Annotated in this window: 17 protein-coding genes and 15 pseudogenes; 29 read left to right on the forward strand and 3 right to left on the reverse strand. The window is 62.1% G+C overall.

Translation table 11 applies throughout. From position 1 onward, the window contains the following. The 3 genes and pseudogenes from C1I89_RS21295 to C1I89_RS21305 all read left to right on the forward strand — a co-directional run. Positions 1–735 (forward strand): DNA topoisomerase (locus C1I89_RS21295; protein WP_181391016.1); only part of this gene is annotated, 735 nt, incomplete at its 5' end. Positions 736–1273: 538 nt separating this feature from the next. Then, positions 1274–1504: pseudogene (locus tag C1I89_RS21300) on the forward strand (hypothetical protein); the annotation flags it as partial. Between the two features lie 9 nt (positions 1505–1513). Continuing rightward, positions 1514–1819 (forward strand): annotated as a pseudogene (locus tag C1I89_RS21305) (ABC transporter substrate-binding protein); the annotation flags it as partial. A 5-nt stretch (positions 1820–1824) separates the two neighbouring features. Here the strand turns inward: C1I89_RS21305 and C1I89_RS21310 are convergent. After that, the gene (locus C1I89_RS21310) at positions 1825–2778 is read right to left on the reverse strand and encodes an IS1595 family transposase (protein ID WP_102774570.1); all 954 of its coding nucleotides are present in this window, start codon (positions 2776–2778) and stop codon (positions 1825–1827) included. 61 nt (positions 2779–2839) lie between these two features. Between C1I89_RS21310 and C1I89_RS21315 the strand changes: the two are divergent. The 9 genes and pseudogenes from C1I89_RS21315 to C1I89_RS21350 form a co-directional block, all read left to right on the forward strand. Further along, positions 2840–3211, forward strand: a pseudogene (locus C1I89_RS21315) (ABC transporter substrate-binding protein); the annotation flags it as partial. Between the two features lie 94 nt (positions 3212–3305). After that, positions 3306–3584: a uridylate kinase gene (locus C1I89_RS21320; protein ID WP_102774531.1), complete on the forward strand. Its 279-nt coding sequence runs from the start codon at positions 3306–3308 to the stop codon at positions 3582–3584. Positions 3585–3705: 121 nt separating this feature from the next. Beyond that, positions 3706–3978: pseudogene (locus tag C1I89_RS35935) on the forward strand (DUF3363 domain-containing protein); the annotation flags it as partial. Positions 3979–3981: 3 nt separating this feature from the next. After that, a pseudogene (locus tag C1I89_RS35940) lies at positions 3982–4164 on the forward strand (ABC transporter substrate-binding protein); the annotation flags it as partial. Positions 4165–4258: 94 nt separating this feature from the next. Then, positions 4259–4537 (forward strand): uridylate kinase, encoded by a 279-nt coding sequence (locus tag C1I89_RS21330; RefSeq protein WP_102774531.1) that lies wholly within the window; start codon positions 4259–4261, stop codon positions 4535–4537. A gap of 121 nt (positions 4538–4658) precedes the next feature. Continuing rightward, positions 4659–4889 (forward strand): annotated as a pseudogene (locus tag C1I89_RS35945) (DUF3363 domain-containing protein); the annotation flags it as partial. Positions 4890–4892: 3 nt separating this feature from the next. Then, a pseudogene (locus C1I89_RS35950) lies at positions 4893–5174 on the forward strand (ABC transporter substrate-binding protein); the annotation flags it as partial. 3 nt (positions 5175–5177) lie between these two features. After that, positions 5178–5384, forward strand: a pseudogene (locus C1I89_RS21345) (hypothetical protein); the annotation flags it as partial. A 212-nt stretch (positions 5385–5596) separates the two neighbouring features. Further along, positions 5597–5995, forward strand: a pseudogene (locus C1I89_RS21350) (ABC transporter substrate-binding protein); the annotation flags it as partial. A 5-nt stretch (positions 5996–6000) separates the two neighbouring features. Here C1I89_RS21350 and C1I89_RS21355 read toward each other — a convergent pair. Further along, positions 6001–6954: an IS1595 family transposase gene (locus C1I89_RS21355; RefSeq protein WP_102774570.1), complete on the reverse strand. Its 954-nt coding sequence runs from the start codon at positions 6952–6954 to the stop codon at positions 6001–6003. 61 nt (positions 6955–7015) lie between these two features. Here C1I89_RS21355 and C1I89_RS21360 point away from each other — a divergent pair. The 3 genes and pseudogenes from C1I89_RS21360 to C1I89_RS21370 form a co-directional block, all read left to right on the forward strand. Beyond that, positions 7016–7387 (forward strand): annotated as a pseudogene (locus C1I89_RS21360) (ABC transporter substrate-binding protein); the annotation flags it as partial. Between the two features lie 94 nt (positions 7388–7481). Next, complete coding sequence (locus tag C1I89_RS21365) at positions 7482–7760, forward strand: uridylate kinase (protein WP_102774531.1); 279 nt, start codon at positions 7482–7484, stop codon at positions 7758–7760. A 121-nt stretch (positions 7761–7881) separates the two neighbouring features. Beyond that, a pseudogene (locus tag C1I89_RS21370) lies at positions 7882–8302 on the forward strand (DUF3363 domain-containing protein); the annotation flags it as partial. 13 nt (positions 8303–8315) lie between these two features. Here C1I89_RS21370 and gcvA read toward each other — a convergent pair. Further along, positions 8316–9230, reverse strand: a complete 915-nt coding sequence (gene gcvA, locus C1I89_RS21375; RefSeq protein ID WP_102774532.1) for a transcriptional regulator GcvA — start codon at positions 9228–9230, stop codon at positions 8316–8318. Positions 9231–9414: 184 nt separating this feature from the next. On the opposite strand from gcvA, the gene C1I89_RS21380 reads away from it, so the two are divergent. The 14 genes and pseudogenes from C1I89_RS21380 to C1I89_RS21460 all read left to right on the forward strand — a co-directional run. Continuing rightward, positions 9415–9675 carry a hypothetical protein gene (locus C1I89_RS21380; protein WP_034395053.1) on the forward strand — a complete coding sequence of 87 codons (261 nt, stop codon included), beginning with the start codon at positions 9415–9417 and terminating at the stop codon, positions 9673–9675. A gap of 109 nt (positions 9676–9784) precedes the next feature. Next, complete coding sequence (locus C1I89_RS21385; RefSeq protein ID WP_034395049.1) at positions 9785–11248, forward strand: multicopper oxidase family protein; 1464 nt, start codon at positions 9785–9787, stop codon at positions 11246–11248. Between the two features lie 89 nt (positions 11249–11337). Then, positions 11338–12111 carry an SDR family NAD(P)-dependent oxidoreductase gene (locus tag C1I89_RS21390; protein WP_034395046.1) on the forward strand — a complete coding sequence of 258 codons (774 nt, stop codon included), beginning with the start codon at positions 11338–11340 and terminating at the stop codon, positions 12109–12111. A 74-nt stretch (positions 12112–12185) separates the two neighbouring features. Continuing rightward, the gene (locus tag C1I89_RS21395; protein WP_207383480.1) at positions 12186–12626 is read left to right on the forward strand and encodes an OsmC family protein; all 441 of its coding nucleotides are present in this window, start codon (positions 12186–12188) and stop codon (positions 12624–12626) included. Between the two features lie 17 nt (positions 12627–12643). Then, the gene (locus C1I89_RS21400; protein ID WP_034395072.1) at positions 12644–12925 is read left to right on the forward strand and encodes a hypothetical protein; all 282 of its coding nucleotides are present in this window, start codon (positions 12644–12646) and stop codon (positions 12923–12925) included. 78 nt (positions 12926–13003) lie between these two features. Continuing rightward, positions 13004–13669 carry a cupin domain-containing protein gene (locus tag C1I89_RS21405; protein ID WP_034395070.1) on the forward strand — a complete coding sequence of 222 codons (666 nt, stop codon included), beginning with the start codon at positions 13004–13006 and terminating at the stop codon, positions 13667–13669. A 2-nt stretch (positions 13670–13671) separates the two neighbouring features. Next, complete coding sequence (locus C1I89_RS21410; protein ID WP_153855200.1) at positions 13672–14796, forward strand: flavin monoamine oxidase family protein; 1125 nt, start codon at positions 13672–13674, stop codon at positions 14794–14796. 14 nt (positions 14797–14810) lie between these two features. Next, positions 14811–15992, forward strand: coding sequence for a MalY/PatB family protein (locus C1I89_RS21415; RefSeq protein ID WP_034395043.1), 1182 nt, complete (start codon positions 14811–14813; stop codon positions 15990–15992). A gap of 83 nt (positions 15993–16075) precedes the next feature. After that, a complete protein-coding gene (locus C1I89_RS21420; RefSeq protein ID WP_258231491.1) occupies positions 16076–17053 on the forward strand; it encodes an alcohol dehydrogenase in 978 nt (325 codons plus the stop codon). Between the two features lie 62 nt (positions 17054–17115). Next, positions 17116–18354 (forward strand): MFS transporter, encoded by a 1239-nt coding sequence (locus tag C1I89_RS21425; RefSeq protein ID WP_102774534.1) that lies wholly within the window; start codon positions 17116–17118, stop codon positions 18352–18354. Positions 18355–18492: 138 nt separating this feature from the next. Next, a pseudogene (locus tag C1I89_RS21435) lies at positions 18493–19155 on the forward strand (GTPase); the annotation flags it as partial. 378 nt (positions 19156–19533) lie between these two features. After that, positions 19534–19938: pseudogene (locus C1I89_RS21445) on the forward strand (DUF3577 domain-containing protein); the annotation flags it as partial. A gap of 5 nt (positions 19939–19943) precedes the next feature. Further along, positions 19944–20210, forward strand: a pseudogene (locus tag C1I89_RS21450) (hypothetical protein); the annotation flags it as partial. Between the two features lie 378 nt (positions 20211–20588). Beyond that, a pseudogene (locus tag C1I89_RS21460) lies at positions 20589–21317 on the forward strand (DUF3577 domain-containing protein); the annotation flags it as partial. Positions 21318–21357 lie beyond the last annotated feature (40 nt).

Below are 21357 nucleotides of genomic sequence, written 5' to 3' on the forward strand. Positions count from 1 at the left end.
CTGGTGGCCACCGGTAAACAGGTGGTCATCAAGGGCTGGCGTCTGGTGCTGGCCGAACCGCAAGCGGACGAGGACGGCGACGACGCGGCACGCAGCCAGGTGCTTCCCCCACTGCGTGAGGGCCTGGCGTGTCAGGTGGCCGAGGCCGAGATCAAGGCGCTCAAGACGATGCCGCCCAAGCCCTACACCCAGGGTGAATTGGTCAAATCAATGAAGGGCATTGCGCGCTTCGTAACCGACCCGCGCCTGAAGCAGAAGCTGAAGGACACGACGGGCATCGGCACCGAGGCGACGCGGGCCAACATCATCAGCGTGCTAATCGCCCGTGGCTACATCGTGAAGAAGGGTCGCTCCATTCGCGCATCGGATGCGGCGTTCACGCTGATCGACGCCGTGCCCGCAGCGATTGCAGACCCCGGCACAACGGCGGTGTGGGAGCAGGCGCTCGACATGATCGAGGCCGGACAGCTCACCCTGGACGTATTCCTCAGCAAGCAGGCCGCCTGGATTTCGCAGTTGATCGCGCAGTACGGCAGCATGTCCCTGTCCATCAAGCTTCCCCATGGGCCAGCATGTCCGCAGTGCGGCGCAGCGACGCGCCAGCGCACCGGCAAGAGCGGCCCATTCTGGTCGTGCAGTCGCTACCCCGACTGCAAAGGCACGCTGCCGGTCGAATCCGGTACGCCCAAGCGTGGCGCTTCGCGCTCGCGTAGCAGCGGCCGCAAAGGCGCCTGACTGACTCCGTTTCCCGTGGGCCGCGCCCTGTTTCAAAGGCGTGGCCCGTGTCCCGCACGCCCCTGCGGGTCGCCCAGCGCGCAACGCCTTCTTGTCCGTGTGCGCGTCCCGTCCAGCCGTCCCCGGCTGCGGGACTTGAAGGTAGCTTTTCCGCGAACCGTCTCCCGCGTGTTCTGCTGGTCTGTGTTTCTCCCGCCCACTGCGAAGGGCCCCCCGATGGCTTGCCTGGCAGCGCGAGCCACCCGGAGACCCTTTGTGGTCAGCGGTATTCGGTGCCGGTGCCCACCGGCGCAAAAACGGGCTCCCTTTGTGCGCGGATGTGCGCCAGACGATGCCGGCCCCAGCCACGACATGGGCCGGGTGTGATTGCTGATGAGCAGACGGTTCTAGCGACGACCGGGCCTGCAACAGCCCACGGGTGGTTATTTCCTCCCGAGCCGAAGGTCAGCGAGCCTTCGGCGCCTTTATCTCGCCGATCAACGTTCCGAGCCAATGGCCGGCCACAGCAACAGGAAACCGACGTATGCAACAACCGGAGAAAGTACGAGCCGCGTTCGAGCGCGACCTTGGCAACAAGGTGCTGTTCATCAAGGGCGGCAAACTGCTATTCATCGATGGCATCAATCTCAAGGCCATCGCCGACCGTAAGGCGTATTTCGCTTCGCTGCGTGCGCGGCAGGCGCAACCCATTGTGGTCCTGGCCGAACTGGGACGGGACGAGGCATTCGCCCTGTGGAAGCAGCATGTCCTGGGCGACACGCCCGAGTGAGCCAACNCTGTCTGGCGAATTATCCACCCGAGCCAGCAACACCTGTCCGACCAGGAACTGATTTCATCCTCTTGCATCGTCACCAGCGATTTCGCGGTGGTCACGAACGGCTCTGAACCTGTGAGTGCCGAGGTACTGGCCGAATGCGATGCCGATGAAGGCGTTAACGGCGAAGGCGTGATCGGTGCCGTGGTCTATGCCATTCATGGCGAGGACTTCGACGGTCGCCTGATCCACGTTGGTGACAGCTATTCGGTCGAAGCCGCGCGGGAAGTCGTGCATCGCCTGAGTTTCGAGACCGGCTACTACAGCCGACCTGATTAGTCATGAACCTCAGCCCGTGCCCTGATCTGCCGCTCAGGAATAGGCTCGCCCGTGGCTGCCTGTCCGAGCAGGGTCGAGAGCATGGCCCTGAGGTTGAAACGCGAGTTGAAGCGGTAGGCGAAGGCCCCGAGGTACTGGCGAGCGTACTTGCCGAAGTCGAACGCCTTGTAGCCGCCGCAGATCATCGTCTTGAGGTTGCCCAGCACGGTGTTGATCCATGCGAACTGCGGCAACTCGCGGGGCTTTCGCCGACCCACGACGATGTAGGAGTGCGCACAATCGGCATCGATGACGCCGGCAAAGCACCCCAGGCCATCGCTGAGCACGTCACTGCCGGGGGTAAGGTTCGCCCGCGCCCACTGCGCAACAGCTTCGCGCGAGAAGACCGCCAACGGACTGAGCTTGACTCGCAGCGGACGGCCATCATCGCTCAGGGCGACCGCAGCCACGATGGGCACCTTGTTCGGCGAGCCGCGGCCACCGACGCCAGCGTGCTCGCCGCCCAGATAGGCATCGTCAAGCTGCACGGCCCCCGACAACGGCGTCTGCGCATCACGTCGTGCCATCTCGCCCATGATCTTGTGGTGAACGAGCCAGGCCGTGCGATAGCTGGTTCCGAGGTGCCGCATCAGCGCCAGGGAAGACAGGCCGGTCTTGTCCTGGCTCACCAGGTAGATCGCGAGGAACCAGGTTCGAAGAGGCAGCTTCGTGCTGTCCATCAAGGTGCCCGCGGTCAGCGACGTCTGGTGGCGGCACGCGCGGCACTGGAACAGCTTTCGCACGCCATGCCCGACCACGTAGTGGGCACTGCCTGCACAGCGCGGACACGCGAATCCGTCGGGCCATCGCAGTGCTGCCAGCGCCGCAGCGCACTGCGCCTCGGTGCCGTAGCGCTCGAAGAACTCCGTCAGGCTCATGCCCTGCTGGAACTGAATGCGGTTCATCGACATCAAGGCTCTCCAGGTATCCTCGGGAGCCAGAATATGGGTCCGGAAGCTCACCAGATGAGCCAGGCTGAGGTTCATGACGAATCAGGACAGCCGATGCTGGGAGATCAGCAGCGCGCACATCAGCCCGGAAACCGGCCAGTACCTCGCCAATCTGGCGGACCTTGCCACGCCGGAGGCCTTTTTGTTTATCGCCTTTCGGGTTCCGTACAGTCCGGCGATCGGCGTCAAGCTGATCTCCACGCCCTGGACGGACAAGAACCTGGAGCACGCCGAGGGCATCACCGCCGAGCAGCTTCGGCAGGAGCACCGCAGCAAGGGCATGCCAGACGACCTGGCGAACATCCTGGAACTGGCTGGCCAGGCCGATGTGCGCATCCTCATCCTCGACGCTGACGCGCCCGTGTTGCTGGGCCTGCCGCTGGCCGAGTCCTAGCAAACACACCACGCGCCCACCTTCCTCTTTGTCCTCCATGCCAGCCCGTCTCCTTTCTGGGAGCCGGGCTGGTCCAATTCCATAGGAGCACTTTATGTTCCCCGACCTCATCTCGCCCGCACGCGACTTCGAGCATCAGCTTGGAGCCTGCGTCAACGCCATGGGCCAGGACGACGCCATCGGCCAGATCCTGGTATTCGAGCGCTTGAGCGGCATGCTGCACATGCGCCATATCGCCAGCGCCGATCTGGCCGACACCGACATTGATGCCTACGAAATGGTCGTCTTCGACGGTGGCAACACCGGCGGCGACACGTGGAAGCACGTGTTCTTTCCACGTCAGCGCGAACACTACTTCGTGTACCAAGCCTGACCACCCAGCCCCTTTCGAGGGGCCTTTTCTTGTTTCACGATGACTCCAGCACCGCAATTCGTTGGGCTACGCTAAGACTCGATACAGCAGGTTTATCAATCACTTAGGCGAGTTCAACATTGGTGGCAAAGGACTGGGAGAAATTGGCTTTGGCGGCGACGCCAAGCAAGCGCTGCAACAGCGCGCCGACTTCCTCGAAGAACAGGGGTTGGCCCAGCGGCGCGGACAGCGCGTGATCCTCGCCCGGAACCTGCTGGGGACGCTGCGCAATCGGGAGCTGGCGCAGGCCGCAAAGGACATTGCCGCCGAAACCGGCTTGGAGCACCGCCCCACGGCTGACGGGCAGCGCGTGGCCGGCATCTACCGGCGCTCGGTCATGCTCGCCAGCGGGCGCTNGGACAAGAACCTGGAGCACGCCGAGGGCATCACCGCCGAGCAGCTTCGGCAGGAGCACCGCAGCAAGGGCATGCCAGACGACCTGGCGAACATCCTGGAACTGGCTGGCCAGGCCGATGTGCGCATCCTCATCCTCGACGCTGACGCGCCCGTGTTGCTGGGCCTGCCGCTGGCCGAGTCCTAGCAAACACACCACGCGCCCACCTTCCTCTTTGTCCTCCATGCCAGCCCGTCTCCTTTCTGGGAGCCGGGCTGGTCCAATTCCATAGGAGCACTTTATGTTCCCCGACCTCATCTCGCCCGCACGCGACTTCGAGCATCAGCTTGGAGCCTGCGTCAACGCCATGGGCCAGGACGACGCCATCGGCCAGATCCTGGTATTCGAGCGCTTGAGCGGCATGCTGCACATGCGCCATATCGCCAGCGCCGATCTGGCCGACACCGACATTGATGCCTACGAAATGGTCGTCTTCGACGGTGGCAACACCGGCGGCGACACGTGGAAGCACGTGTTCTTTCCACGTCAGCGCGAACACTACTTCGTGTACCAAGCCTGACCACCCAGCCCCTTTCGAGGGGCCTTTTCTTGTTTCACGATGACTCCAGCACCGCAATTCGTTGGGCTACGCTAAGACTCGATACAGCAGGTTTATCAATCACTTAGGCGAGTTCAACATTGGTGGCAAAGGACTGGGAGAAATTGGCTTTGGCGGCGACGCCAAGCAAGCGCTGCAACAGCGCGCCGACTTCCTCGAAGAACAGGGGTTGGCCCAGCGGCGCGGACAGCGCGTGATCCTCGCCCGGAACCTGCTGGGGACGCTGCGCAATCGGGAGCTGGCGCAGGCCGCAAAGGACATTGCCGCCGAAACCGGCTTGGAGCACCGCCCCACGGCTGACGGGCAGCGCGTGGNTCTGGCGGACCTTGCCACGCCGGAGGCCTTTTTGTTTATCGCCTTTCGGGTTCCGTACAGTCCGGCGATCGGCGTCAAGCTGATCTCCACGCCCTGGACGGACAAGAACCTGGAGCACGCCGAGGGCATCACCGCCGAGCAGCTTCGGCAGGAGCACCGCAGCAAGGGCATGCCAGACGACCTGGCGAACATCCTGGAACTGGCTGGCCAGGCCGATGTGCGCATCCTCATCCTCGACGCTGACGCGCCCGTGTTGCTGGGCCTGCCGCTGGCCGAGTCCTAGCANAACATGCTGCGGCTCAACGACGCCCTCGGTGTCCTGAGCAGCGGACAACGCATGTTTTTGTCCGCCATGGTCAGCTTCTACAACGCGCGCGAGGGCGGTGCCATGCTCAAACGCTGCCACTTCCACGGGCTGTCGGACTTCGACGGTCTCGACCTGGAGCGCCGCAAGGTCATCGCCGACTTGATGGTGAACTACAGCGGCTGGTGAGCCCGTTTCCGGCACACCCCCGTCTTTTCGTTCCCCACGAGGGACATGCGCCCACACAGCCATGTCCCTCGATTTCCTTTCCGTTGCCCAGCGTAAAGCGGCTGAATCAAAGCCAACGATCAGCGCCGACTGACGCATTTTCCCCTTTCAACCCACCGGGTCCAATTCCCGGTGGCGGGAATTGGCTCCATTATTCAATCTGGAGCGTTCCCATGTCTCAGAATCCCAATCCCTTTGTTCGCGGCTACTGGAATTTGAAAATCGTCCGCACGCTGTCCATCAGCTACGAGGACGGAAGCCCGCCTGTCTGGCGAATTATCCACCCGAGCCAGCAACACCTGTCCGACCAGGAACTGATTTCATCCTCTTGCATCGTCACCAGCGATTTCGCGGTGGTCACGAACGGCTCTGAACCTGTGAGTGCCGAGGTACTGGCCGAATGCGATGCCGATGAAGGCGTTAACGGCGAAGGCGTGATCGGTGCCGTGGTCTATGCCATTCATGGCGAGGACTTCGACGGTCGCCTGATCCACGTTGGTGACAGCTATTCGGTCGAAGCCGCGCGGGAAGTCGTGCATCGCCTGAGTTTCGAGACCGGCTACTACAGCCGACCTGATTAGTCATGAACCTCAGCCCGTGCCCTGATCTGCCGCTCAGGAATAGGCTCGCCCGTGGCTGCCTGTCCGAGCAGGGTCGAGAGCATGGCCCTGAGGTTGAAACGCGAGTTGAAGCGGTAGGCGAAGGCCCCGAGGTACTGGCGAGCGTACTTGCCGAAGTCGAACGCCTTGTAGCCGCCGCAGATCATCGTCTTGAGGTTGCCCAGCACGGTGTTGATCCATGCGAACTGCGGCAACTCGCGGGGCTTTCGCCGACCCACGACGATGTAGGAGTGCGCACAATCGGCATCGATGACGCCGGCAAAGCACCCCAGGCCATCGCTGAGCACGTCACTGCCGGGGGTAAGGTTCGCCCGCGCCCACTGCGCAACAGCTTCGCGCGAGAAGACCGCCAACGGACTGAGCTTGACTCGCAGCGGACGGCCATCATCGCTCAGGGCGACCGCAGCCACGATGGGCACCTTGTTCGGCGAGCCGCGGCCACCGACGCCAGCGTGCTCGCCGCCCAGATAGGCATCGTCAAGCTGCACGGCCCCCGACAACGGCGTCTGCGCATCACGTCGTGCCATCTCGCCCATGATCTTGTGGTGAACGAGCCAGGCCGTGCGATAGCTGGTTCCGAGGTGCCGCATCAGCGCCAGGGAAGACAGGCCGGTCTTGTCCTGGCTCACCAGGTAGATCGCGAGGAACCAGGTTCGAAGAGGCAGCTTCGTGCTGTCCATCAAGGTGCCCGCGGTCAGCGACGTCTGGTGGCGGCACGCGCGGCACTGGAACAGCTTTCGCACGCCATGCCCGACCACGTAGTGGGCACTGCCTGCACAGCGCGGACACGCGAATCCGTCGGGCCATCGCAGTGCTGCCAGCGCCGCAGCGCACTGCGCCTCGGTGCCGTAGCGCTCGAAGAACTCCGTCAGGCTCATGCCCTGCTGGAACTGAATGCGGTTCATCGACATCAAGGCTCTCCAGGTATCCTCGGGAGCCAGAATATGGGTCCGGAAGCTCACCAGATGAGCCAGGCTGAGGTTCATGACGAATCAGGACAGCCGATGCTGGGAGATCAGCAGCGCGCACATCAGCCCGGAAACCGGCCAGTACCTCGCCAATCTGGCGGACCTTGCCACGCCGGAGGCCTTTTTGTTTATCGCCTTTCGGGTTCCGTACAGTCCGGCGATCGGCGTCAAGCTGATCTCCACGCCCTGGACGGACAAGAACCTGGAGCACGCCGAGGGCATCACCGCCGAGCAGCTTCGGCAGGAGCACCGCAGCAAGGGCATGCCAGACGACCTGGCGAACATCCTGGAACTGGCTGGCCAGGCCGATGTGCGCATCCTCATCCTCGACGCTGACGCGCCCGTGTTGCTGGGCCTGCCGCTGGCCGAGTCCTAGCAAACACACCACGCGCCCACCTTCCTCTTTGTCCTCCATGCCAGCCCGTCTCCTTTCTGGGAGCCGGGCTGGTCCAATTCCATAGGAGCACTTTATGTTCCCCGACCTCATCTCGCCCGCACGCGACTTCGAGCATCAGCTTGGAGCCTGCGTCAACGCCATGGGCCAGGACGACGCCATCGGCCAGATCCTGGTATTCGAGCGCTTGAGCGGCATGCTGCACATGCGCCATATCGCCAGCGCCGATCTGGCCGACACCGACATTGATGCCTACGAAATGGTCGTCTTCGACGGTGGCAACACCGGCGGCGACACGTGGAAGCACGTGTTCTTTCCACGTCAGCGCGAACACTACTTCGTGTACCAAGCCTGACCACCCAGCCCCTTTCGAGGGGCCTTTTCTTGTTTCACGATGACTCCAGCACCGCAATTCGTTGGGCTACGCTAAGACTCGATACAGCAGGTTTATCAATCACTTAGGCGAGTTCAACATTGGTGGCAAAGGACTGGGAGAAATTGGCTTTGGCGGCGACGCCAAGCAAGCGCTGCAACAGCGCGCCGACTTCCTCGAAGAACAGGGGTTGGCCCAGCGGCGCGGACAGCGCGTGATCCTCGCCCGGAACCTGCTGGGGACGCTGCGCAATCGGGAGCTGGCGCAGGCCGCAAAGGACATTGCCGCCGAAACCGGCTTGGAGCACCGCCCCACGGCTGACGGGCAGCGCGTGGCCGGCATCTACCGGCGCTCGGTCATGCTCGCCAGCGGGCGCTACGCGATGCTGGATGACGGCATGGGCTTCATGCTTGGTGCCATGGAAGCCGGTGATCGAGAAGAAGCTGGGGCAGCAGATCGCCGCGACGATGCGTGGCGGGGGCGTGTCGTGGGAGATTGGGAGGCAACGTAGCCCTTCCGTTTGACATTTCCTTGTAATTAGCTCTTTTCGGCCTCGGCGAACAGCCACTCCCGAAACGCCACCAATCGCGGAAGGTTGGCGCATTCGGGCCGGTAAACGACGTAATAGGCCACTTCCAATGCAAAACTGATTTCGGGGAATAGCCGCACCAGACGACCCGCCGTCAAGTCATCACGCGCCATGACGCTGCGCGCGAGTGCGATGCCGTGTCCCTCAGCTGCCGCTTGCAGCACCGCCGCCGAGTTGTTGATCCTCATGCCGCGTGCGGTAGTCACGCCGGAAGCGCCCGCCTTATCCAGCCAGACGTCCCAGGTCGGGAAGCCCGCATGTCCGTCCATCGACAGGTCATGGATCAGGGTTTCGCGAACCAGATCACGTGGCTTTCGCAGGCGCCTGTGCTGGCCCGACAGTTCGGGGGAGCACACAGGAAAAACTTCTTCATCCATGAGCTTGTCGGCCTTCAAGCCAGGCCAGCTTCCCATGCCATAGCGCACGCCAATGTCCACTTGTTGGGCCACGAAGTCCACCGACTTGTGGTTGGTATCCAGGCGTACATCGGTGTCCGGGCAGGCGGTCTGGAACCGGTCGATACGTGGCAACAGCCATTTGGCGGCAAACGCAGGGCTGACCGTTACGGTGAGTACCCTGCTGGTTGAACCCTTCTGCAGCCGTTCCATTCCCAGCGTCAATCGGTCGAAGCCGGCACGAATGTCCGGTAGTGCGTGCTCGGCCGTCTCGGTCGGAACCAATCGTGCCTTTCCGCTGTTGCTCCGCACGAACAGTGGCGTACCCAGCCAGTCCTCCAGCGTGCGCACAAGCTGACCGACGGCTGCCGGCGTCACGTTCAGTTCGGCTGCTGCTGCGGAAAAGCTCTGATGGCGGGCGCTGGCCTCAAATGCCCGCAGGGCGTTCAGATGATTAGGTGACTTCATGGCGATAAAGTTTTTCTTTCAATAAGGCGAAGTTTATCTCAGTTGTCCAGACAGGAGAATCAAGGTTCAAATACAGCTTGAACCGGTGCGATCCGAGACGTTGATGGCGGCGGATGGCCGGACGTCAGATTGAACGGCCCGCAGCCCTGCAATGAGTCGATCACCATTCCTATCGGAGAACGTCATGACGAAGAAATCCACGTTGGCCACAACGGCAACCATCGCGCTGCTCTCAAGTTTCGCGATAATGATTCTGTTACATACCTACGGTCCCGGACGTGCATTCATGATGCAGTCAGCGTTTGACACGATGCACCCGATGTCAGGCATATGGCATGGCATGGGGTGGATGATGGTGTTTGGCCCCCTTGCGATGATTCTCTTTTTTGGCGGCGTCGTGACCCTGGCCGTCCTGTTTGTGCGGTTCTTAACCGGGCGGTCCTGACGGCACGATGCTCGTAAATTCAGACTTCTCGCTCCGATCTGTCGTTACGCTCTACCCGCATCTGAGCGGCGTAGATAAGGAGTGTTCTCAATTTTGGAGGCGGTAGCCTATGACACTCACACGTCGTTCGTTTTTAACTGGAGCCGTGCTGGCGGGCGGTTCGCTGTGGGCGGCCTCATCCCTTTGGCGGCCATCCTTTGCCGCCGAGGCGAGGCAACTGCGGATTCCCGAATTGATCGATGCCCGTGATCAGGGCCAATCGATAGCGCTTACTGCACAGGTTGGTAAAACCTCCTTTTTCCCTGGGCGCGAAAGCGTGACGCTAGGGTTTAACGGGAGCTATCTTGGCCCGACACTGCGTGTTCACCGTGGCGACGAGGTCGAAGTGGCGGTGAGAAACGCTTTGGGCGAGGACACGACGGTCCATTGGCACGGCCTGCTTATTCCGGGAGAGCTTGATGGCGGCCCCCACCAAACCATCCGTCCGGGATCCACATGGCGACCGGTGCTCCCGATTCGTCAGCCTGCGGCGACGCTCTGGTACCACTCGCATATGCATGGTCGTACTGGGGAGCAAGTCTATGCCGGACTGGCAGGCCTTCTGATCGTTAGCGATGACGATGAGCGGGCGCTTGGGTTGCCGTCGGAGTACGGGGTCGATGACCTGCCCTTGATCTTGCAGGATCGGCAATTCGAGAACGGCACCCTCATATTGCCTCAAGGCATGATGTCGACCATGCACGGGCGTCGAGGCGACACCCTGATGGTCAATGGGACCGTCAATCCGGTGGCTCGTGTTCCACGCGGGCTGGTTCGCCTGCGCTTGGTGAATGGCTCCAATGCCAGAGAGTACGATCTCGCGTTCGCGGATGATCGCCCCTTTCACTGGATAGCGTCTGAAGGCGGCTTGCTCGAAAAGCCGGTCGAGCTTCGCTCCCTGCGGCTTGCACCGGGAGAACGAGCGGAAATCCTGGCTGACTTTTCGGACGGCCGTCCAGCCACGCTCGAAACCGGGCCGGATGGCAATCTTTCAATGATGATGGGAATGATGAGGGGGGCGGCAAACCTGCTTGGCGGGAATGGGCGCGAGGCGGTCATTCAGTTTGAACCCCAGGGAAAGGCTGCGCTTGATTCCAAAGTGCCGGAAAGACTGCTTGCTCATGAGCGTCCGGACGTTTCGAAGGCGGTACGGCGGCGGCGGTTTGTCATGAACATGGGCATGGGAAACATGATGCGCGGCGGAATGGGGATGCTCAGCATCAATGGCCGCGCTTTCGACATGGGGAGGGTTGACGAACAGATCCGCCTTGGCGACACAGAAATTTGGGAGGTCACCGGAGAGATGATGGCGCATCCTTTCCATATCCACGGTGTCCATTTCGAAGTTTTGAGTCGTAACGGTGCGGCTCCCGGCATTCGTGACCAGGGGCTTAGGGATACGGTTGTCGCCCAGGAGCCGGTCGAGCTTTTGGTGAAGTTCACACAGACGGCCGTGGCATCACCTTTCATGTACCACTGCCATATCCTTGAACATGAAGACAACGGGATGATGGGGCAGTTTGTTGTCAGTTGATGCCTGTGGATTTGCTTATCCCAGTATCGACGTGGTTCACACGCTTTTTTAGTCAAGATTCTGTCTATTGTCAGATGAGGGAATTTCAGATGAGCAATCAATTCAAGGGCAAGAAGCTGCTGGTCGTCGGCGGCACGAGCGGCATGGGCATGCAAACTGCCCGGATGGTGCTGGCCCAGGGCGGCAGTGCGGTGATCGTGGGCAAGCGCCCGGAGAAGACCGATGCAGCGCGCAAGGAGCTGTCGGCCCTGGGGGCCGTCGCGGCGCTGACGGCCGATCTGTCCAGCGACGAAGGACTGGCCGGGATGCTTCAGGCCATCGATGAGGAGCATGCGGACATCGACCTGCTGGTCAACGCCGCCGGCATGTTCATTCCCAAGCCTTTTCTGGAGCACTCGGGCGCTGACTACGACCAGTACATGAAGCTGAACAAGGCGTTCTTCTTCATCACGCAGAAGGTCGCCGCCAACCTGGTCGCCAAGGATCGCCCCGGCGCCATCGTCAACATCGGCTCGATGTGGGCCAAACAGGCCATCGCCGCTACCCCATCATCTGCCTACTCAATGGCCAAGGCGGGCCTGCACTCGCTAACCCAGCACCTGGCGATGGAGCTGGCACCCAAGCACATCCGCGTCAATGCCGTGTCCCCCGCCGTGGTGGAGACGCCGATCTATGAAGGCTTCATCCCGAAGGCCGAAGTGCATGGCGCGCTGCAAGGGTTCAACAGTCTCCACCCCATCGGTCGCATTGGCACTGCGCAGGACGTTGCCGAAGTTGCCACCTTCCTGCTGTCGGACAAGGCGGCCTGGGTCACCGGCGCGATCTGGGACGTCGATGGCGGTGTGATGGCCGGTCGCAACTGATGCCGAAGGCGCTGGGGCTCTGAGCGGCTTCGTGAACTGAAGATATTCATATTGAATTAATTTTGAAGGAACTCATGATGGACAAGATGACATTTGCAGTAAGTGCCAAATGCGAAGGGACGGTAACGACCGCAACCTCTAGTGAACACAAACTTGTGATCGATGCCGACGCTGAGATGGGCGGCAAGGGAATGGGGCCTAATCCAATGGAAACCGTGTTATCGGCATTGGCTGCTTGCGAAAATATCACTGCCCGCCTTATTGCCCAGGAAATGGAATTTGATCTGCAAGGTATTGATTTTGAAATTACGGCAGAACTGGATCCGCAGGGGGTTATGGGCGATTTGAATATTCGTACCTACTTTGAGAAAGTGGAAGTAAAGGCCGTCTTGCAGACGACGGAGTCTGACGATCGAATCCAGGCACTGAAGCAAGCCGTCGAACGGCGTTGCCCGGCGTATGGCATGGTCAAGGCAGCGAATGTTGAAATGATTGATCTCTGGGTTAAGGCTTGAACAAAGGAGAAATGCAAATGGTTTACTTGCAAATCACCCTCCAGGTCGCTGAAGCCAACCGTCCCGCCGCTGTGGGCGTGTACCAGAAGTACAAGGCGCCGTTCCTCGACACCATCGCCGGTGCCAAGTCCAAGGAACTGCTGGTGCGCGATGAAGACGTGCAGGTGCTGCACGGTTTCGATACCAAGGAAAACGCCGAAGCCTATCTGCAAAGCGAGCTGTTCACTGCCGATGTGGTTGGCGGTCTCAAGCCGCTGCTCGATGCTGCGCCCGACGTTCGCATCTACCAAGTCGCCTGATCGGCTGACAACACATGCCGGGCGCACGCGTTGCGCCCGGCATTCCTTTTTCAATGCGAATTCTGGATGGCTTCCCTCATGCGCCTCAACGCTGATTTCTCGCTTCGCGTCGAGGTCACCCCTGACGACTATCACTGGGTGGCTTCGCCCCAGGCAGGGGTCGAGCGAGTGATGCTCGATCGCATCGGCGCCGAGAAGGCCCGTGCCACCAGCCTGGTGCGCTATGCACCGGAGTCGTGTTTCCCGCGCCATCCGCATCCCGGTGGCGAGGAGATCCTGGTGCTGTCGGGCACGTTCTCCGAAGACGATCAGGACTACCCCGCAGGCTGGTACATGCGCAACCCGCCCGGTTCCAGCCATGCGCCGGCCAGCCGCGAAGGCGCGCTCATCTTCGTCAAGCTGTGGCAGATGCTGCCCGACGAGCAGCCCAGCGTGCGCATCGATACCAACGATCCAGCCAACTGGCAGCAGCAGAACGGTCGCGCAGTGTGCCCGCTGTTCTCGGGCGAGGCCGAACAGGTCTGCCTGCTGCGCCTGGCGGCGCACGAGAGGGTGTTCTCTGGTCAGGTGGACGGTGCCGAACTGCTGGTACTCGCAGGCAGCCTGAATGAAGCAGGCAAAACCTATCCGTCTGGAAGCTGGTTGCGTTTGCCTGCAGTCGCGGCGTCACAGCTTGGTGCTGGCGCGCAGGGCGTCACGGTCTATCTCAAAACCGGCCACCTGCTGGACGTGGTGGGAGTGTGAGCATGCAGCACGCACGCATTGCCATCGTCGGCGCGGGGTTGAGCGGCCTGTATGCCACCTGGTTGTTACAGCGCCAAGGCATCGACGATGTCGTCATTCTGGAAGCGCGTGATGTATTGGGCGGCCGTATCGCCTCCTTCGACGCTGGCACCTCATCGCTCGACCGTTTCGATCTGGGGCCGACCTGGTTCTGGCCGGACTATCAGCGCGAGCTGGATCAACTGATTCACGAACTCGGCTTGGCGCGCTTCGCGCAGCATGAGGCTGGGGATATGGTGGTCGAGCGCACGGCAGGCGCACCACCTCAGCGCATGCGTGGCTATGCCAATGTGCCGACCTCAATGCGCCTGCTGGGCGGCATGGGCGCGCTGATCGACGCCATACGCGGACAACTGCCGACTGAGCGCATCGTCACCGGGCAGAGCGTGTGCCGTCTGCGCCGCATGGCGCATGGCATCGAGCTGGACAGCGAGGATGCCAACGGCCACGCCAGCACCTGGCACGCTCAGCACGTCCTACTGGCGTTGCCGCCGCGTCTGGTCACGCAGGGCATGACGTTCTCGCCTGCCTTGCCTGAAAGGCTCGCGGCCCAATGGCAGGAGACTGCGACCTGGATGGCACCGCACGCCAAATACATCGCGGTCTACGAGCAGCCGTTCTGGCGCGAGCAAGGCCTCTCCGGCGAGGCACGCAGCATGATCGGCCCGCTGGGTGAAATCCACGATTCCTCCATGCCGGGTGGCCGGGCCGCGCTGTTCGGCTTTTTCGGTCTGCCGGTGTCGGTGCGTCAGCAGGTGCCCGAAGACGTGCTGCGCCAGCATTGCCGGGCGCAGTTCGCACGCCTGTTCGGGCCGAAGGCGGCCACGCCGATCGCCGATGCGGTCAAGGACTGGGCAGTTGATCCGTTCACCGCCGTGGCCGATGACCAGCACAGCGGCGGCCAGCACCCCCATGCGCCGGTCGCCACTGTTGCCTCCGGCCCTTGGCAAGACGTGCTGATCGGCATCGCCAGTGAGTGGTCGCCGCAGTTTCCGGGCTACGTCGCGGGTGCCATCGAGGCGGCACGCCTGGGCGTACAGGCGTTGCCTGCGCCCGAGGCGGGCTTGGCCTGTTCAACACCGACTTGAAACAAAGAGCAGACATGTACGATTTTGATGTGGTCATCGACCGGCGCCATACAAACTCCATGAAGTGGGAGCATGGTCGCCAGTTCCTCACGCCTGAGCAGCGAGCGGCTGACCCGTTGCCGATGTGGGTGGCGGACATGGACTTTCGTGTCGCGCAGCCCATTTTGGATGCGCTGCGTCAGCAGACCGAGCTGGGGGTGCTGGGCTATGGCGGTACACCGGACTCCTACCGCGAGGCGGCTGCCTCATGGCAGTCGCGGCACTTTGGTTGGCAGGCGCAGCCCGAATGGCTGGTGCAATCGCCAGGCGTCATCAGCGCGCTGAACATGGCCATCCAGGTCTTCTCCCAGCCAGGTGACCATGTGCTGGTGCAGACGCCCGTGTATTTCCACTTCCTGCATGATGTAGTCGCCAATGGTCGTCGGCTGGCCCTGGCTCCGCTGACTCTGGAAGCGGGCCGTTACCGTTTTGACCCAGCGGTGTTCGAGGCTGCCATCCAGCCGAACACCCGGCTGTTCATCCTGAGTAATCCGCACAATCCGACGGGCAATGTCTGGACGCGCGAAGAACTGCTTTCCATGGCAGAAATCTGCGCGCGCCACGGGATCTTGATCGTGTCGGACGAAGTGCATCAGGATCTGGTGTTTGGTGAGGGGCAGCGGCATGTGCCGATGGCGATGCTGGACGAGACCATCGCGCAGAACACCATTGTCTGCACCGCACCCAGCAAAACATTCAATATCGCGGGCCTGTCCTGCGCCAACATCTTCATCCCCAACCCGCGCCACCGGCAGACGTTCTGGACGCAGTGTGAGCGTAATGGCGTATTCCTGGTCAACACCATGGGCACCGCCGCCTGCGAGGCAGCTTACCGCGAGGGCGAGCCGTGGATGAACGCGATGCTGGCCTATGTGGGCGAAAACCAGCGTCACTTCGCCGCTCGCGTTGCCGAACTCGGACTGCCGATCTCTGTCACGCCGACCGATGCGCTGTATCTGGCCTGGCTGGATTTCCGCCAACTCGACATGCCTGCTGCCGCACTACACGACTTCCTGCTTCGACAAGCGCAACTGTGGCTCGATCCTGGCCACAAGTTCGGCCTTGCTGGCGAAGGTTTCATGCGCATCAATCTGGCGTGTCCACGCGCCTTGGTGGATGACGCGCTGAACCGGTTGGCAATGGCTTTGTTGCGTTGATCCGTCACCCGATTTTCCCAGGAGATCAGAAAACGCCAGCCACTTATCGCGCCATGCAGGTCACAACGCCCGGTTCCCTAGAGATGGTCGAGCGTCCCATTCCCGAACCGGGCGCAGGCGAAGTGCTGATCGCTGTCGAGGCCTGCGGCATTTGCGGCGCGGATGCGTCCGACATCGAGGGCGCAGACCCGGCGCTGCAGCCTCACCGCGTACCGGGTCATGAGGTGGTCGGTCGCATTGTCGAGCTGGGCGCAGGTGTGCCCGCCCGCTGGACGATTGGCCAGCGGGTTGGCGTAGGTCGGCTGGGCGGTCATTGCAACGAGTGTGAGCAGTGCCGTCAGGGACTGTTCCAACTGTGCCGCAATCAGCCCTTCGTCGGCGCGTCCTGCGATGGCGGCTATGCCGAACGGATGGTCGCGCGCCATACCGGGCTGGTGTCCATTCCCGACGAACTAAACGCGGAAGATGCTGCACCGATCCTGTGTGCGGGCCTGGCGACCTTCAATGCACTCAAGAAATGCGGCGCGCAAGCCGGTGACTTGATTGCCATTCTCGGCATCGGCGGCTTGGGCCACATGGCGCTGCAGTACGCCCGTTGCATGGGCTTCAAGGTCGTTGCCATCGGACGTGGGCAGGACATTGCCGAAGATGCGCTGGCGCTGGGTGCTCACATCTATATCGACACCCATCAAGAAGACGCCGCCAGCGCGCTCAAGCGCCTGGGCGGGGCGATGGCGATCATCACCATGATCAGTGATCCGGCAGCGATCACGGCGTCCCTGGCCGGGCTGGCGCCGCAAGGCCGCCTGGTGGTGCTTGGGGCAGGCAAAGATCCGCTGCCTGTGTCGGCAGGCTTCCTGGTCAGTGGCGAGCGCAGCGTGCTGGGCTCGATCACCGGCTCACCTTACGAAAACGAGAAAACGCTGAATTTCAGCGTGCTGACGGGAGTCAGGCCGTTGATCGAGACCTTACCGCTGGAGCGCGCCAACGAGGCGTATCAGCGCATGCGCTCGGGCGACGTGAAGTTTCGCATGGTGCTGACGATGGACAAGCAGCGCTGACAGTCACATCCATCTCAATGGCTATCCCGGTAGCCCCAACCTTATAAGAACAGAGTTCTCCCTTGCCAAATACTGAAACGGCATCACTGCCACAAACTCCAGCCTCCCTGTCGGAACGCGATCAGCGCGGCAACATCATTCGCCTCACTTTGGCGCAAGCGCTGGCTGGAGCGAACTCTGTGGTGGTCTACGCCACGGGGGCAATCATTGGCCACATGCTGGCCCCGAACAAGACGCTGGCAACGCTGCCCATTTCCATCTTCGTGGTGGGCATGGCCGCCTGCATCCTGCCAGCAGGTGCCATTGCCCGGCGCCACGGTCGGCGTGCTGCATTCCTGGCGGGTACTGCGTGCGGCGTACTGACTGGGTTGCTGGCAGCCGTCGCGGTGGTGTTGGGTTCGTTCTGGCTGTTCTGCCTGGCGACTTTCTTCGGCGGTGCCTATGCCGCCGTGGTGTTGTCTTTCCGTTTTGCGGCGGCGGATGGTGTCGATCCAGCCAAGCGCGCCCGTGCCCTGTCCTTCGTCATGGGCGGTGGTGTGCTGGCCGGTGTCGTCGGGCCGCAATTGGTGACGTACACCATGTACCTGTGGCCGGCATATATGTTCGCCGCCACCTTTGTGGCGCAGGCCATCGTGGCTGCGCTGTCGGCCCTGGTGTTGCTGGGTGTGCGCTTGCCGATGCCCAGCGCGGCGGAAGTGGCGGGAGGCAGGCCGTTGGGCCTGATTGCGCGCCAGCCGCTGTTCATCACCGCCGTGATTTGCGGCGCGGTGTCGTACATGCTGATGAACTTCCTCATGACTGCGGCTCCGCTGGCGATGCAGATGTGTGGGCATTCGCAGGAGAGTTCCAACCTGGGCCTGCAATGGCATGTGATTGCCATGTACGCGCCGAGCTTCTTCACCGGCCACTTGATCACACGCTTTGGTGCTGGGCGTGTCGTGATCGTTGGTTTGCTGCTGACGGGCCTGTCTGCTGCGGTAGGGCTGATGGGTATTGATGTCGCCCACTTCTGGCTGACCCTGATCCTGCTCGGCGTGGGCTGGAACTTCGGCTTCATCGGCGCTTCCGCCCTGGTGCTCGAATGCCATCGGCCGGAAGAAAAAACCCGCGTGCAGTCGCTCAATGACTTCATCGTCTTCGGCACGATGGCAGTCGGCTCGTTCGCCTCGGGCGGGCTGCTGGCAGCCTATGACTGGAACACGGTGCTATGGGTGTCGTTCGTGCCGCTGGGGCTGGCCGTGGTGGCATTGGCGCTGGCTCGTCCGAAGAAGCCATCCGCGGATACGGTGAGCAACCCATAACGGAGGAATGGATAGAGGCTGACGGTAGTTGGCCTCGCTAACCGTGTGGCTGCACCGTCCTATAGCGAAAGACCGGCTGCACGCCATTCCAGCACGCCACCAGCCAGTGGCCTAGCCTGTACCCCGTGGGCCTGCAGGAAGGTGGTCGCAGCCAGCGAAGACGCCATCGTCGTCAAGCTCAAGCCCAGCGAGTTCGCGGTACTCGATCCCAACCTGGTGACCAGCATTCCCAGCGAGGGCACCAAGGTGCATGTCCAACCCTATGCCCGTCGTCGTTTCGACGGTCTGCGTGCGGATACGCCAGAAGAGCGCACCGAGATGATGTCCGACGGCACTCCCTACACCGTCAAGACACACATCCTCGGCTCCGCGCCGGCCAAGCTGCCCATTCCCGAGCCGCAGTGCATGGAACTGGGTCAGCTCATCGAGCAGTTGGAGGAAATGCCGGCGCCCGACGGGTTCCGGCGCATCACCCACATGCTGGTCGATGCGGGCGCCCACGACTTCACCTGGGTCGATCCGAAGCCGTCCAGGATCATCGAAACGCCTCCGGCGATCAGTTTCACGGTTTCGACCGCGAAGTTCACCGGACAGGTGACGATCCTTTACCAGCGCGGCAGCGATACCTATGCGGTGGAGCTGTGCCGCGACGACGAGTTGGTCGATCGGCACGACGAGGTGTATTTCGACATGCTCGGCGAAGTGCTGGAGCGACTCATAGACGACGGGCGCTGGCGCCTGATCGACGTGAGCGTGATCGGCGCGGAGACGTCCCGACGGCGCCGCGCTGTACCGGCGTAACACCACGAAAAGAACCAGGCGACATGCCCCCCACAGGCTCTCCCTCCATTCGGAAGGAGGGCCTTTTTTCTGCCTGGGAGATTTCATCAAAGGGAATCGCCGGGATACCGATTGATGGCTGCCTCGCGCGCGAGGCCCGGCCATGCTGAGCCCATGCTTGCTGACGTTGTCAGCGACATGCCAGGCAACCATCGGTCTTCGAGGTTGCGGCGCAGTTCCCACTGCGTGACCGAGCCAGCTCGCACCGCATCCATCCGCGAGCGGCCACCAGTCTCTGGTGGTGGATGCTTTCGCCTTATCAACCCATCGCGGGGTTACGCACCTTTCCCCGCAGCGTGGGGCCGGTGTGTCTCCGCTTCATCCCTATGGAGATTCACCATGAGCACCACGTCCAACGAGAAATCGTATTTCGACCTCCACTCCTCGGGCATCGGTTACATCCAGCGTGCCCGTGAAGTGCCTGTTCGGGGCGGCCGCCGTGCGCAGCCCTTCCTGGCATGCACCATCGCCGCGCTGGTCGGTTCCGCAAAGGACCCCAGCTATCGCTATTTCGACGTCAAGGTCTCGGGTGCCGAGGCCAAGAAGCTGGTCGAGCGCTACATCGGCGTTGACGATCCCAAGCAGCGCCCACTGGTGCGCTTCCGCCTCGGCGACCTGTGGGGCGATGCGTATATCCGCGACAAGGGTGAGCAGAAAGGCCAAGCCGCCGCGTCCCTCAAGGCGCGACTGCTCAAGGCCGAGCCGCTTGACCGGGCCGAACTGGCTTCGATCAGGCAGCACGAGCTNGGATCATCGAAACGCCTCCGGCGATCAGTTTCACGGTTTCGACCGCGAAGTTCACCGGACAGGTGACGATCCTTTACCAGCGCGGCAGCGATACCTATGCGGTGGAGCTGTGCCGCGACGACGAGTTGGTCGATCGGCACGACGAGGTGTATTTCGACATGCTCGGCGAAGTGCTGGAGCGACTCATAGACGACGGGCGCTGGCGCCTGATCGACGTGAGCGTGATCGGCGCGGAGACGTCCCGACGGCGCCGCGCTGTACCGGCGTAACACCACGAAAAGAACCAGGCGACATGCCCCCCACAGGCTCTCCCTCCATTCGGAAGGAGGGCCTTTTTTCTGCCTGGGAGATTTCATCAAAGGGAATCGCCGGGATACCGATTGATGGCTGCCTCGCGCGCGAGGCCCGGCCATGCTGAGCCCATGCTTGCTGACGTTGTCAGCGACATGCCAGGCAACCATCGGTCTTCGAGGTTGCGGCGCAGTTCCCACTGCGTGACCGAGCCAGCTCGCACCGCATCCATCCGCGAGCGGCCACCAGTCTCTGGTGGTGGATGCTTTCGCCTTATCAACCCATCGCGGGGTTACGCACCTTTCCCCGCAGCGTGGGGCCGGTGTGTCTCCGCTTCATCCCTATGGAGATTCACCATGAGCACCACGTCCAACGAGAAATCGTATTTCGACCTCCACTCCTCGGGCATCGGTTACATCCAGCGTGCCCGTGAAGTGCCTGTTCGGGGCGGCCGCCGTGCGCAGCCCTTCCTGGCATGCACCATCGCCGCGCTGGTCGGTTCCGCAAAGGACCCCAGCTATCGCTATTTCGACGTCAAGGTCTCGGGTGCCGAGGCCAAGAAGCTGGTCGAGCGCTACATCGGCGTTGACGATCCCAAGCAGCGCCCACTGGTGCGCTTCCGCCTCGGCGACCTGTGGGGCGATGCGTATATCCGCGACAAGGGTGAGCAGAAAGGCCAAGCCGCCGCGTCCCTCAAGGCGCGACTGCTCAAGGCCGAGCCGCTTGACCGGGCCGAACTGGCTTCGATCAGGCAGCACGAGCTGATCACCCGCGGCATCGGCTACCTCAGCCGTCCGAAGGACGTCACGCCCAAAGATGGCGATCCGTTCCTCTCTTGCACCGTCGCCGCTCTGGCCGGGCCTGTCGATGAACCGGAGTATCGGTACTTCGACACCATCGTCACCACCCCTGAAGCCGAGCATCTGGTTCGCCGGTGCGTGCAGGCCATCGAAGGGGACTGCAAGGTGCTGATCGCCTTCCGTCTCAACGACATGAAGATCGATCCGTACATCCGCACCAAGGGTGAGCGCGCTGGGGAACCGGCCGCGAGCCTGGATTCGACACTGATCCACATCGGCCTGATCANGCGTGGGGCCGGTGTGTCTCCGCTTCATCCCTATGGAG

The sequence above is a fragment of the Achromobacter pulmonis genome (genome assembly GCF_002885955.2).
GTDB classification, from domain to species: Bacteria; Pseudomonadota; Gammaproteobacteria; order Burkholderiales; family Burkholderiaceae_B; genus Achromobacter; species Achromobacter pulmonis_A.